The organism is Nostoc sp. JL31 (assembly GCF_017114965.1).
Classification (GTDB): domain Bacteria; phylum Cyanobacteriota; class Cyanobacteriia; order Cyanobacteriales; family Nostocaceae; genus Nostoc; species Nostoc punctiforme_A.
Genome location: NZ_JABXKO010000052.1, coordinates 1 through 12,803 on the forward strand (window position 1 = coordinate 1; position 12,803 = coordinate 12,803).

The following is a 12,803-nucleotide window of genomic DNA, read 5'->3' on the forward strand; positions in this document are numbered from 1 at the left end:
CTGGGAGTATTAGATTTGGTAATCTCTGAAAATAACTGTTGTGTTTTATAAGTAGGATATAGAGTCTGAGATAATTTATTTATCTGTATTTGAGAATTAAGACTTAGCAAACTGAATAGGAAAGTCCAAACTAAAATATAGGGTGTGAAAGGCATAGTTAATAGTTCTATTTTATCTCTATTAACTAATACTTAGTATTTTAAACTATCCGGTAAATATATCTAAATATAATGGTAGAAATATTTTGTTTTGGATTTTAATATCGCAATAAAACTTTGTTTAAATACAACTATTATATAAATCTTTGACAAAAAGACTAATGAAAAAAGTCATGAATTCGACCATGACTTTTGGCACAAATAAATGATCATTTTAGTCCATGATATTTTTTTATTGATTTATCTTCATCAGATTCAGGAGGCAGGATTCAAAATTCAGTTAGGTATTCTTCCTTCTTAAAAGAAAAGCTATAAGCTTGACGGTATGGCGGGAGCTTACCGCTTGTAATATAGATTCTCAATTAAGCTGTTCCACACTCAAATCAATTACCTCAAGAACATCTGGCAACCAGCGAACATGTTCAACAATCTTGTCGTGAGTTCGAGCTTTGTCTCTTGTGACAGTGCCCCATAGTTTACCTTTTTCAGTCAAACGCCAGATATTTTTGTGGCTTTGTTTACCATTCGTGTCAGTTTTGATTTGAACCTCCTTGGTTTGCAAGCCAGCAGATTCCAAAACATGGTTAACTATCTGAGGTTTTATGGGCTTGGATAGTCCAAGGCGTTCGGCATATAATTCGCCGATTGCAGTTGGAGACAAGTGTCTGTTGGGAGTCGCTTCAATTTCCTGGATTGCTCCGACCAACTCCTGTGCCATTGGGGTTATTTCGGGACACAGCGCTTGTACACCTCGAAGGATAGTGATGGTTTGGAGTTCTGCACTCAGCCTTGTACCAGCAAGTACCTTTTGCCCAAAGTTAACGAGTTCATCAAGAGTGGGTTTGGTATTCTGCTGTTGCTCAGGCTTGGGTATTTCGTCTTTACCAGTGCGCCGCAGGGATGGCAGTACTTCTTCTGCAATCCAATTAGTCAATCTATCCGCTTCTGGTTTATTAGAGCGAAATGCTAATTTGTACACGCCAGACTCTTTAATTACCCAGCCAGATTGGGTTCTGCCCTGTAAGTCCGGAATTTCCGGACTCACCTGTTTCCACCGTTCTGGTATAGCATTGAGAGTTTTCGCACCCTTCCAAGGAATCGTTAGTCCAAGACTTACATCTTTGGCAACAAACCAGGGTTCATCATCAATTGATACTACGCGAATTTCTTGAGACTCAAATACAAAAGTTGATAAATCAGACATAAATTCATTCCTCCTTTATCGTCACCCAATCGCTCAAAACAGCTATACAGCAGGCTGTTAACATTGGTCTTCTCAAGGTCTTACTTTCATGCTTGGCGACATAGCCTCCCTCTAACTCGCTCTGCTCAAAAGAAACTCCAATTACGTCAAAAATTTTATTAGCAACATCCAATGAAATAGATTTCGACCAAGACATATTTACTACAATGAATCCAAGAGTTCAGCTAAACAATTAAAACCAATCTTTAACTACTTCGACTTATTCTCCTTTTTGAACCAATAATTTCCCAGACACCCCAGCCGTAAAACCCAACCCAATCGCCGCCACAGTCACACTGGGCTTGATAAATAACGTCGCAATTCCGATAACTGCGCCCCAAAGACTAAACGTCAACCACGCACTTTTTTTATTCTCAATACTGCTTAATTCTTAACCGAGAAGTATTGAGACTTTACTGGGATCTTTTAGCAATCACTTTTAAACCATAAATCGGATTGTTTACTAAATCATTTCCGTAGGGTGTTAGGTTCTCAAAATCGCCATTTGATGTCATTTGACGATTCGTACAATTATCTTTATACCAACACCAAGCCATCCAACCAATTTGTTTCTGTTGGAGAATTGTTAATAAAGTTTGATAGGCAAAAGTTATGAGAGGTGGGTGATTTTCTGTAGTCCCATCTAGATCGTAATAACAATATTCAGTTGCACCATTAATATCTTCATCTTGCTTATTAGCAATTTCACCAAAAACGAGGGGGAGATTAGCATTAATTATGGTGTCAATATCTGGTATCCCATCATAGTCACACCAATAGGCATGACCACTAAATAAGAGATTATGCTCGGGATCATGATCAATTAATTCTTGTCCAATCAAGGGAAAAACTTCGAGTGATGTACCACAATCTGGTGCGTCAATCATAATTGGTAGGTGTAAGTATTGGCGAATACTGCTAATCGCACTTTTATAAGCATTCTTGAAACTATTTAAAGCAGCTTGTTGATTATCTGTCCACTGATAAAATCCCAATTCACTGGCTAGATTAATAATTAGATAGGATTCATGTTTTTTAAGTACCTTCAGCACATCATTCTGCGTCCACCAAGAAATTAACTGGGTATTTAACAACTGTGGATCGCTATTACAGGTCAAATCAGATAACATGACTATGGGAATAATTCGACTTTGACGACAGCGAGTGAGAACATTATCCAAGTCAGAAATCGAATAACTAGGACGATTAGGTTGACCATAATCTTTGTACCATTGAATTCTGACCGCATTAGCTCCCGTTTTTTCTAGTTCTGCTAACTTATCCCCTTGAGGAAAATTCCAGTCATCCAAAATGGGTAAATTTATTCCATTAAGAATTACGTTTTCACCAAATCTATTATAAAGATATCGACCTTCAGTATAGAAGGTAGGTTTTTTATTTTGAGCCTTTACTAGTGATGGTAATGTATTAGATAATAAACCGATAACACAAACAATTCCTGTGTTAATTATCAACTGGCGACGTTTCATAAAAATTCCAAATAATTTAATAATGATTGTTGATTTCTTGTTGGTTATGGGCGAGTTGTTATCATTAATTGTATGAACGAGCAGGATTTAGCCGTTCAGCAAGAATATAGCTTAGGAAATACCAATGAACTTAAGCATTCAACAGATTGTGCCAGAGGACGTTGCATTAATGGAAGGTCTATTAGCGACCTTTAGTGAGGCGTTCGATCAGGTGGAGACCTATGGGAATCCACCTAGTGCAGATTATCTGCGGCAACTGCTTGATAGTGACTACTTCATTGCGATCGCCGCATTGAAAGAAGGTGAGGTCGTTGGCGGTCTTACTGCATACGAGCTTAAAAAGTTCGAGCAGGAGCGCAGTGAGATTTATATCTACGATCTAGCTGTTGCCGCCGCACACCGACGGCAGGGGATCGCAACGGCATTAATTCAGAAGCTGAAAGAAGTAGCAGCAGCATGTGGGGCTTATGTCATTTTCGTCCAGGCGGATATTGGTGACGATCCAGCCATTAAACTTTATACAAAGCTAGGTGATCGCGAAGACGTGTTGCATTTCGACATAGCAGTTAATAGCGGTAATGACAATGCCTAACGCTTATCTGAGTCGTGGCTTTTCGAGAAAAGCATATTAGAGAGCGGGTCAATTTTTTACAATCTTAAGTATCACATGAGTCCTAGATCGGGAGCAATCTCATGGATGATAATCTGGGCAATTCTCGTTATCCCACTCATTCGGGTGTATACCGCAGACTAGCACGTTGTCCCCATACTCAACTCCATGATAGTTAGTGCAACCAATACAAGCTATTGGTCGGCTAACTTGGTCATCAAAATCATCATCCTCCGATTCATCTGCTCGAACTAAGGATGCATTACAGTTGGGGCAGGTTTGAATATCTCGCCCCAAGTCTCTAACTAGACAAGTGAGCGGTTGCCACAAAGTAATGGGCTGACCATTGTCTCTTTAAGTAATCTTTACTTATCTCAACTGCCAACTTAAAGTACTCACGCCACCATCAATGATCATCTCACTACCCAGCATGAAGGAGGATTCATCGGAGGCTAGGAACACCGCTGCTTTGGCTATTTCAATCGGATCGCCAAGCCGCTTTAACCGAATTTGGTTGCGGAGCGCCTCTGCTACTTGCTGAACTTGCTCGGCTGGAAGACCAGACTTTCCGAGTATCGGTGTGGCGATCGGACCTGGGCTAATGGCGTTGACCCGAATTCCTCGCTCGATCAGTTCACCAGATAGAGTTCTTGCCAGCGAGATCATCGCAGCCTTACTTGCACCATAGACGCTAGAGTTTGGCATCCCGATGTGAGCATTAATTGAGGTATTCAAAACGATCGAAGCGGGATTTGCCAAAATTGGCAATAGATTTTGGATAAGAAAATAGGGCCCTTTGAGGTTGACTGCAATTTGATTATCGAACGTTGCTTCATCCCAAGCCTCAAGCGGTTGAAAAATGCCAATCCCAGCATTAAGAAAGACGGCATCAAGCTTGTCGAAAACTTTAGCGATTTCCTCTGCCAAGTGCTTTTGTTCGCCGACTTGACCCGCATCGCTCTTAATGACGATTACCTCTTTGCCCATTTCAAGCTGTGCTTGAGCTAGTGTGTCTGGGTTGCGCCCAGTGACTGCTACACGCGCACCCTCTGCAAGAAATTGTTTAGCTGTCTCAAGCCCTATACCCGTTGTGCCACCAGTGATGAGGGTACATTTTCCTTGTAAGCGGTTCATGCAAAATCTCCTTATTCTGAGGGTTTTGAATCAGATTAGCAAGAGTGATTTCCGGTCTAATTAGCTGCTTGCCTTACACCGACAAGCTTGGTGAACCGCCACTATCGGCAGCTTGAGCCGCATAACGACCAAAATCAGTGGTTGTAGATGATATTGAATTTAGCACAAGGGAGATGGGTCAATCCGCTGCATTGACTGGTTATCTTGATATCGCCTCCGATCGCCCCTAACCACTCAACCTAAAACACGTCAATGATCGCTTCCAATCACTTGTTTTCACCATTACCTTCTGGAATGAATAGCGTGGCTGGCAAAAACATCTTTACCAGAGCAGGGCGCACCGACAAGCAAGCAAGGTATGCCGCAGTGATGACGAAAAGTTAAGAACTGATTGCATATTTTTCTCCAAATTTTAATTTTGATTACTATTCCAACTGTCGAATTTGTACTTAAGATGTGAATTTTGGAGTAATCTTTCGATTCCTAAGCGGATTAAATCTGGTGGAACTCCGTCTAATTTCAACTCGGTTTGGATAAACTCATCAATTGAATTGGCTTTCGTCTTCTCCAAAAGCGCCAACATCTGTTGAGCTTGGGTTGTTGATGTGCTTGATGGATTAGTTTCAGCTTGAGAGGTTTGCTTATTACTTGGTGCAGAGTCAATAAAGTTTTTGGTATCCCGGTCATAACCAGAGAAATTCTTTAACAGAGGCATTGGTATCCATTCATTGATGCCGCCGTAATAAACTGCTCGACCGACTGGTGATTGTGCAGCAATCTCCATTACTTGGGTTGAGGTAATCTTGCGATCGCTGGGGATGAGTTGAGTGGCAATCATGGCATTGTAAGCTGGGACGTTATCAGGATGAACCAACGCCACAGACGTTAACTGTGATCGCAGTCCGCCAGAAATACCCAAGTCATCAGTGTGAGGGTTCTGCACGACAATCCAGAAATGCCAACCGGAACTATCACCGCAAGAACAGTAAGAGATGATTTTGTCTTTGAGCCAGCCAATTTCACCCTTGGTATTTTTAAATTTGGAGCAAACAGCCGTACCTTCATCTAAAATAATCAGCTTGGAGCCAGAGATATTTTGAAATTCGGTAAAGCATTCTTTGACCCATAAGACGGCTTCGACCGGGGACATTTCTAGGATTTTAGCCCGTTTAAAAGTATCAACACGACCTTTGAAATAACCGGTTTCTTTCTCGTCACCTTTGGGGTCAATATAAAAGATGTGTATGCCAGGATGCAGTCGCTTAATAGCATCGATTGCATTGCTAATGGTGATGCCCTTGCCAGAACCAGGGACACCAACCCACAGCATATTTGTCACTTTCTTAGCAATATGCCCAATTAGGTCATACTGCACTTGGGGTTTAGTGGTGTAGGTGGAGATATCGGTATTAGTTAAGCTATGAGAGGCTTCTGCTCCCAAGAATTCACTATTTAACAAAGGGTAAGCTTCATTAGAGTGAATCTGTTGCGCTGAAGTTTGGGTTGTTTGTGGGACAGGAGTTGGTAGTTTTGCAAACCTTGCCTCTGGAATACCTAAATTCTGAGGTTTGGTTGCTTGTTGAATAGCCGTAACTTGCTGATAGTTTACTCTGGGGTCAACACTTACTTGCGCCAAATGACCGGATAGCTGTTCAGGGGTAGGGAAATAGCCTTTAAGTTGAATAAACCAATCGAGCAGCCAACGGTAGCATAAAATCTTTTCCCAGGCTCAACAGCATTCAGGTATTCACACACAACATGAGAACATTGTTTGAGCATGGCGAATTCATATTTCTCCATTGGCTCTAAGTGCAGCATTAAATCAGCAAGCTCATTGGAGTAAGCATTGTATTCTACCCGTGCAGCACTATCACCCATTGCCGAAAGGAAACTGAAGAAGTCGCCACAGATAAAGGGAATCGGTGCAAATTGATGAGTATCGTTTAAGTCCTGAACAATTGACCATAGATAACCAACACCAGCTACGACTGCATCGATGGGAGCAAGAGGAGAGGTAGCATAACAAACTGCGCCAGTAAGAGCGGTGGCCAGTGTGATGAACTTCGCCAGATTCATACCGTTACGTTCGTCCCTGGCGCGAACTAATAACTGATCCTGTCGTTCCTGTAACCAAGAAGCAATGTTGCCAGCTTCCAAATACTCAATGCTGGGATAATCGCCACGCAGTAGTGCCGTTTCTTTTGTACCGGGCATTGGTATCAGTTGCTCCATCTTCTTCCCTCTTACTTAGTTAATTTCCAAATGTTGTAACCAATCTCGCCAGCCATCATTGAGGCACAGTTATAAGCAAAACAACCCAAAATTGCGGCTGGGTTAGTGTAACGGAAAGGATTACGACCAACGAATGTGGTGGTGATGTCTAGTACCCAGAAAAACAGTGCGATCGCTTCACCTGTATGACGTTCTTTCATGCCAGCAGCTTTATAATCACCCCAGAGTGCGACTGTCAAATCGATGTTTCCAGTCGGTTTTGTACCCAGAGTATATTGCTTGGAATCTTCAAATTCATGCTTGGCTGTCTGGGGATCTTTACCATGCAATGTACGAGCTTCCATTACTTGCACTAGTGCAGAGATGCCAAAACTAATCCAAAATAATAGATTGAACGGTAATTGTAACCAACCAAGCCAGCTAATCCATTCTGTTTCAAACCACGGAAAAATCGGTTTTCCCTGGAATAAAACTTGCCAGATGCTATCAGTATAAAGCAGTGTACCAATCCAGAAACCAATTGCACCAACGAGCTTGTATCCGGGTGTGCCTGGGGTAACGAATTGGGCAATGATATGTGAGATAAAGATGACTGGCAGTGAGATTAATGCCACAATCCACCGAGCTAATAATTCTAAGTAGTCACTCCCTGCCTTTTTCGGTTCTCCTTGTGGTGATGATTCTGGTTTTGGTTGTGAATTAGATTTTGTTTGGAGTGAGATATTTCATAAATCAATTGGGTGAATCTTTAAGTAGTGATGAATTCTTACAAGCATTTTTGAATCTATACTTCCACCGCCATTGCCTTTGTTCAATGCGTCCAATACATAAACCAGTTGAGTCATACACAAACAGGACTTACGCAACTGGCACAAATAGCGGGCAGGGCGCAGCCCTGGCACGCGACAAGTTAAATCAAACCAAGCACATAAGAATACTTGGGCGTTTCAGTTGCTGAATTAAATAATTAAAAAGCAAGTTATGCTTGATTTGATAGATAGTTTGGCCAGTTCTATAGGCTAAATTCTTTAACCTAACCCAAACCAATATTGCACAAGCAATATGATTTCTTTGGAGTCTAGCTTTCCGACACATGCCTTGATTCAATGCCAGTTAGTTGTTTAATTTCCCTGTGAACAGGACTCTATTTTCCAACGAATTTTACACACCTCTTGTACAATATCCGTGGAACTTTGAGATAAATCGTTGGTGGCGACATAATCCGTTCTGTTGGTAGAAACAGTAACCCGGAACAGGTTCACTTTTTTATTAGCTGGGAACCCTTTAATTTTGATTATCTTACCACAGTCTAATTCTTCAGAACTCCACTCTAATAATTCAATCCGTTTATATTTTTCTTGGCCAAATGTATCATCAACTAAACGATTATTTTTTAAAGGGCAATAATAAATTTTGTCTAAGCTATCAATATAAAGCATTAAACTATGTACCGCATACCATGTATCCATTATTACGAAGACAAGGCCTTCAAAATCAGATTTAATTAATACTTATGTACTATCAAGTGGCGATCGCATTGTGCCAGTTGTGTAAGTCCTGACAAAAACTGTCTCATCTTCTAAATAACCTGTAGTGTCAGGTCTAGGGTTACGTTTTTTTGAGTCTAGATAGTTCCTGATTCGTAACTTACTGAATGAGGCGTAACTCCAAGAGAGTTAATTTTGTCGGCGGTCGCTGCCCTTTGCTCGGCTTTAATGCGTTCTAGTTCTTCAGACTCTCGAATCGTAATGCCATGAGAGTAAGTTTTGAATTGGGCTGGCAGTTGCGATAACCAAGGACTTGCGATTGAACCCTATGCCCAATAATCCCAACATCGCTTGCTTCTGGTATTTCATTGCCACTCAGCCGGAATATTTTACGGTTGTTGCCCGTCGATAGTTTGTGTTGCCTGAGGTGGTGGTGCATTAATAACACGAACGTAAACAGACAGCCCAATGCAAACTAGAAAAAAAATGACTGAGAATCCGAAAAGATTCTCCTTGAAGAACTTGCGCCATTTTAAGCTGGAGATTGGAATTTCTCGCTCAACAAAGAGCGTGTCAAATTTTTCAGATCCTGAATTGTCGCAGGTCGTTGGTTAATATCTGGGTCGGACTTAGCCAACTCCTGTAAACCAGCAATGATTTTTACAGGAGCGTATTTTTCACCCAGTAATTCAAACAAATCTTGACGGCTAAATTTATCTATTGTTTCAGACATTTTGTAATTCTCCTGTCACAGATGGTGTAAATCTGATTTGTTCAGCTTCAAATTCTTTAATGGTGTACTCCGACTTATTGGCTTCCACAATCGACTTTGCTATTTCAACCTTGTTTGTGCCTTGCTCTAAATCTCCAAACACTTCGCCAATCCTGCCTAGTACCCATACTTGATATGGACGAATTAATGGCGCTTTTAATCTTTTTTCCTGTGCCATCTTCTGCATTTGTATTCGTGACAATTTATACTGAGGGATTGTTTCAGCCACTTCTGTCCAACGCTCCCATATCCGATAGCAAATATCCAAAACTCGCAACATTTTGGCATTAGTCATCGGTAAAACCAAAGGATTCAACCCGGAATTAGTGGTCTTTCGGCTAAAAAGTTGTTCTCTCCATGCTTGGTTCATCAATAAATAGTCAATAGGTAGTCAAGAGTGTAAAAAACATAGTCAATATCCGTGTCAATTCCGTATGATTTTGATGTCATATTCTCTATTAATTGATAGTGAATTAACTGTGATTGACCTTGCTTTTCTACAATAAAAAAGCCACTCGCAATCTTCAAGGGCTTTTTCAGATTTCGTAGAGTTTTCTGTTTTAGCTAAATTTGAAGATTCTGCGAAACTTGTTCAAAAATTTTTTGCTGTTCATTCACCAATAAGGCGATCGCCTTATTGGTGGCTCACTATAAAACCATTTGCAAATTGTCGCGGTCGATGGTGGGGACAGTTCGGCCCGGTGATACCATGCAGCAATGAATGGCTCAAGCAATCTAACTGCTGTCGAGACAAATTCATAGTCCCCAAGCCGGGTGTGTAACCCTGCTAACTTGACTGCCTTAACTGCAATTTCTTCCAGTTTATTTTTCGGCTGGTATTCATCTTCCGACAACAAAAAAAGCTCACTCTTGCGATTAAACTTGTCTTCTAATGTTCGTAGCATGTTTAAGTACCCTCCTATGGGATTAGCGTCACAAGGAGCGGAAACGGCGATCGCTTACCTTGCCGGGGGATCGCTTAAAACTTATTTAAAAATATTGTGTGCCTCCGGCAAGGCATAAGATAGGGGTTGTTTTTTGGGTGGTTCGTTTTTAGATAACAGAGCGCCAAACTCGTAAATCGTTACTGTTGGTATTGGTTCTGGCTCCAGTTTTGGTTTTGACTCTATCACAAGTTAAGGGCTGCCTAAACCAATTGCATCTTTAATTTCTTGCTCCTTGACCTGATTCTCCTTGTTGATTAAATTGCTCCACCTGATCAATTGCGTCTACTATTTCTCCCAAAATATTAAAAGCATCGTTTAACACCACATCATTTGATGTAGAAAAGTACTCGGACGATTGAAGCCTGCGATAATACTTACTACTCCCAACAAGCCGCAATGTATATTGACACCCTTGCAAGATAGTCCGAATCTCTGATGTAGTTAACTTGATTTCCATCATTGTTTCTCCTTCTAAAATTTGTCTTGACGAATACTGAGACTTGCTCCGACTATAGAACTCCCTAAGAAGGCGGAAAAGCTGACTAACATAGCTCCAATATCTCTGTTTTTCTGGTACTGCCAACCAGAGATGATTATGTTGGAATTATTAGTCTCAATAATCTCCAGCCCCCAAAAAGCTATTGCTCCAACTCCTAAAAACCCAGTTAAGAGCAAAGAGACAATTGCAGTTGTTTCTATGGTGCGGTAAATGAGAATTTTGGGGCTAAATCTCTTTCGAGTTCGGCGTAGAACTAATTTCGGTCTACTGTTTAAAAGCATGGATGATTGTTGAATTACTTTCTGGGTTTTCATTTGGCTCGTCCAACTCCACAAAAAAACCTGCACCAGTATTTGTCACTTTTACCAGCTTGCGATTGACCAACGTTTGGATCACTAACAGGCTAAAGTTTATACGGCATAATCGAGCGCTACCACCACAACAATGGAGGTACTGTATGCATTGGTGTGGCTGATTTTGTGGGGTAGGATGAGCAATTTTTCGCGGCATGATATTTTCTCCTTTTTATATAATTGAGCAATTAGACTGGCTACGGGAATAGTGCGATTGTATGATTCAGTTTGTTGATTTCATCTGGGTCAACTAGTGGCTCGACACAACCCATTACCTCACTCAAATAATGCAGGGCATCTCCCAAGTAAGTTGTAGCTTCTGGTCCAAGTTTTTTCTCACTAATCAATTTCTGCCAATCTTTATCCTGTGCAATGGTTTCAATTTTTAGATAGCACAGGTTGAAATATTTCAGTATTTCGATGGGTGACATGGGTATGTTTAGAAATGAATGGAATTGAACTAAATTTGCTAGGTTGTGACTTTAATACTAAAGGTGGCTTATCTTTTGTTAAACTTGGTTTATGTTTGATAACACCTGTAAATTTATCGCTGAGATGTATTCTCCTGATTTCGCTACTTGGCTATTAGGAGAACCCATTACTTTAACCAAATTAAGTCCTACCGAATTGTCTTTAGAACCGATTCGTGCTGATGCTTTAATCTTGTTGCAGTCAGATGAAGTTGTTCTCCACATTGAATTTCAGACCAAACCCGATGATGATATGCCGTTTCGGATGGCTGATTATCGTTTGAGGGTGTATCGCCATTTTCCCAATAAACGAATGCACCAAGTGGTAATTTACTTAGCTAAAACCGAATCAGAGAAGGTGTATCAAACTACTTTTACTACTGAAACTTTACGACATGAGTTTTCAGTGATTCGTTTGTGGGAGCAGCCTCCTTCAGATTTTTTGTCCACACCAGGATTACTCCCGTTTGCGGTCTTGAGTGCTACTGAGAACAAAGTTGCTACATTACAACTAGAGGCTGCGGCTGTTGACAAAATTGCTGATCGGCGAACACAAAGTAATATTGCTGCCGCCTCTGCAATTCTGGCTGGGTTAGTATTAGAAAAAGATGTAATTGAGCGTTTATTTAGGAGAGACATAATGCGTGAGTCTGTGATTTACCAACAAATTAAAACCGAAGGCAAAGAAGAAGGCAGGGAAGAAGGAAGTCAACAAAAAGCTCATGAAATTGCCCAAAACTTAATAGCAGAAGGAATGACAGTAGAAGCGATCGCTCGAATTACTGGTTTATCAGTAGAAGTGGTGCAACAATTACAGCAAGGAGAGTCCGAGAATCAAAAGTAATTTTGCTACTGTCCCTGTACTGAATCGGCTCAACGAGGGCTGTTTTCAAGCCCCGATTTTCTCCGATACTCAATGGCGGTGGTCACTTGTTGGCAACAATGCCTCTTTGTTTGATGAGCATAATTGCTGTTTATGCAGAACCAGCGTTTCTAAGAGAACGTTAAGATTGCTGCCGAATGTATTCTTCTTGAAGTATGATTTTTCTTTTCAATTCAGTTCAGGCAATTGTGCAAGCGCTCCCTCCATCCATGCGCTGATTGCTGTTGTTTCATCTACTCCTCGTGCTACCGTATCAACTACGTGTTTCTGATAAGAGTTAACAGCATGATTGGGATGTCCAAACTTATTACCAGCCCAAGCCAAACACATGGTTTTCACTAGTTCATCAATCTGAACAAAATCAAGCTCACTTGGACTCGTAACATTTCGAGAATGCAGCCATTCTTTGACTAAATCGAGTGGATAATTTAACGTGAGTTCGACGGGTAGGAAAGCGCAAAAAGCCTGCTATGTTTGGATCTGCTCAACTAAGTATAGAAAAAAGCGATCACTACAATTGATTGA

Annotated in this window: 19 protein-coding genes and 1 pseudogene; 3 read left to right on the top strand and 17 right to left on the bottom strand. The window is 41.0% G+C overall.

The features are described from left to right. Positions 1-516: 516 nt before the first annotated feature. The 3 genes from HWQ43_RS13325 to HWQ43_RS13335 form a co-directional block, all read right to left on the bottom strand. Positions 517-1,362, bottom strand: a complete 846-nt coding sequence (locus HWQ43_RS13325) for a BRO family protein (protein WP_292734118.1) — start codon at positions 1,360-1,362, stop codon at positions 517-519. Between the two features lie 4 nt (positions 1,363-1,366). Continuing rightward, the gene (locus tag HWQ43_RS13330; RefSeq protein WP_292734121.1) at positions 1,367-1,558 is read right to left on the bottom strand and encodes a hypothetical protein; all 192 of its coding nucleotides are present in this window, start codon (positions 1,556-1,558) and stop codon (positions 1,367-1,369) included. Between the two features lie 256 nt (positions 1,559-1,814). Continuing rightward, a complete protein-coding gene (locus HWQ43_RS13335; protein WP_292734124.1) occupies positions 1,815-2,891 on the bottom strand; it encodes a cellulase family glycosylhydrolase in 1,077 nt (358 codons plus the stop codon). Positions 2,892-2,963: 72 nt separating this feature from the next. Here HWQ43_RS13335 and HWQ43_RS13340 point away from each other — a divergent pair, with 72 nt between their 5' ends. Further along, entirely contained in the window at positions 2,964-3,086 is a 123-nt protein-coding gene (locus HWQ43_RS13340; RefSeq protein ID WP_292734166.1) for a hypothetical protein, read from the top strand. Beyond that, positions 3,061-3,483 carry an AAC(3)-I family aminoglycoside N-acetyltransferase gene (locus HWQ43_RS13345; RefSeq protein ID WP_292734164.1) on the top strand — a complete coding sequence of 141 codons (423 nt, stop codon included), beginning with the start codon at positions 3,061-3,063 and terminating at the stop codon, positions 3,481-3,483. Before HWQ43_RS13340 ends, HWQ43_RS13345 begins: the two co-directional genes overlap by 26 nt. Positions 3,484-3,582: 99 nt before the next feature. Here the strand turns inward: HWQ43_RS13345 and HWQ43_RS13350 are convergent, their stop codons facing one another. The 13 genes and pseudogenes from HWQ43_RS13350 to HWQ43_RS13410 all read right to left on the bottom strand — a co-directional run bounded on the left by HWQ43_RS13350 (position 3,583) and on the right by HWQ43_RS13410 (position 11,356). After that, the gene (locus HWQ43_RS13350; protein ID WP_292734169.1) at positions 3,583-3,831 is read right to left on the bottom strand and encodes a hypothetical protein; all 249 of its coding nucleotides are present in this window, start codon (positions 3,829-3,831) and stop codon (positions 3,583-3,585) included. A 39-nt stretch (positions 3,832-3,870) separates the two neighbouring features. Then, a complete protein-coding gene (locus tag HWQ43_RS13355) occupies positions 3,871-4,635 on the bottom strand; it encodes an SDR family oxidoreductase (protein WP_292734127.1) in 765 nt (254 codons plus the stop codon). Positions 4,636-5,047: 412 nt separating this feature from the next. Continuing rightward, a complete protein-coding gene (locus HWQ43_RS13360) occupies positions 5,048-6,271 on the bottom strand; it encodes a hypothetical protein (protein ID WP_292734130.1) in 1,224 nt (407 codons plus the stop codon). Then, positions 6,259-6,867, bottom strand: a complete 609-nt coding sequence (locus HWQ43_RS13365) for a hypothetical protein (protein WP_292734133.1) — start codon at positions 6,865-6,867, stop codon at positions 6,259-6,261. Before HWQ43_RS13365 ends, HWQ43_RS13360 begins: the two co-directional genes overlap by 13 nt. A gap of 11 nt (positions 6,868-6,878) precedes the next feature. After that, a complete protein-coding gene (locus HWQ43_RS13370; protein ID WP_292734136.1) occupies positions 6,879-7,481 on the bottom strand; it encodes a hypothetical protein in 603 nt (200 codons plus the stop codon). Positions 7,482-7,782: 301 nt separating this feature from the next. After that, a pseudogene (locus HWQ43_RS13375) lies at positions 7,783-8,342 on the bottom strand (transposase); the annotation flags it as partial. Between the two features lie 544 nt (positions 8,343-8,886). Further along, entirely contained in the window at positions 8,887-9,087 is a 201-nt protein-coding gene (locus tag HWQ43_RS13380) for a hypothetical protein (RefSeq protein WP_292734139.1), read from the bottom strand. Continuing rightward, the gene (locus tag HWQ43_RS13385) at positions 9,080-9,496 is read right to left on the bottom strand and encodes a hypothetical protein (protein WP_292734142.1); all 417 of its coding nucleotides are present in this window, start codon (positions 9,494-9,496) and stop codon (positions 9,080-9,082) included. Before HWQ43_RS13385 ends, HWQ43_RS13380 begins: the two co-directional genes overlap by 8 nt. 244 nt (positions 9,497-9,740) lie before the next feature. Continuing rightward, positions 9,741-10,031: a hypothetical protein gene (locus HWQ43_RS13390; protein ID WP_292734145.1), complete on the bottom strand. Its 291-nt coding sequence runs from the start codon at positions 10,029-10,031 to the stop codon at positions 9,741-9,743. Between the two features lie 259 nt (positions 10,032-10,290). Continuing rightward, positions 10,291-10,533, bottom strand: coding sequence for a hypothetical protein (locus HWQ43_RS13395; protein WP_292734148.1), 243 nt, complete (start codon positions 10,531-10,533; stop codon positions 10,291-10,293). Positions 10,534-10,544: 11 nt separating this feature from the next. Continuing rightward, complete coding sequence (locus HWQ43_RS13400) at positions 10,545-10,886, bottom strand: hypothetical protein (RefSeq protein ID WP_292734150.1); 342 nt, start codon at positions 10,884-10,886, stop codon at positions 10,545-10,547. Next, positions 10,837-11,082: a hypothetical protein gene (locus HWQ43_RS13405; RefSeq protein WP_292734153.1), complete on the bottom strand. Its 246-nt coding sequence runs from the start codon at positions 11,080-11,082 to the stop codon at positions 10,837-10,839. The genes HWQ43_RS13400 and HWQ43_RS13405 overlap by 50 nt, the downstream gene beginning before the upstream one ends. A gap of 40 nt (positions 11,083-11,122) precedes the next feature. Next, entirely contained in the window at positions 11,123-11,356 is a 234-nt protein-coding gene (locus HWQ43_RS13410; RefSeq protein WP_292734156.1) for a hypothetical protein, read from the bottom strand. Between the two features lie 91 nt (positions 11,357-11,447). Here HWQ43_RS13410 and HWQ43_RS13415 point away from each other — a divergent pair, with 91 nt between their 5' ends. Further along, a complete protein-coding gene (locus HWQ43_RS13415; protein WP_292734159.1) occupies positions 11,448-12,239 on the top strand; it encodes an Rpn family recombination-promoting nuclease/putative transposase in 792 nt (263 codons plus the stop codon). A gap of 207 nt (positions 12,240-12,446) precedes the next feature. On the opposite strand, the gene HWQ43_RS13420 is transcribed toward HWQ43_RS13415, so the two are convergent. Continuing rightward, the gene (locus HWQ43_RS13420; protein ID WP_292734162.1) at positions 12,447-12,617 is read right to left on the bottom strand and encodes a hypothetical protein; all 171 of its coding nucleotides are present in this window, start codon (positions 12,615-12,617) and stop codon (positions 12,447-12,449) included. Positions 12,618-12,803: the final 186 nt, after the last annotated feature.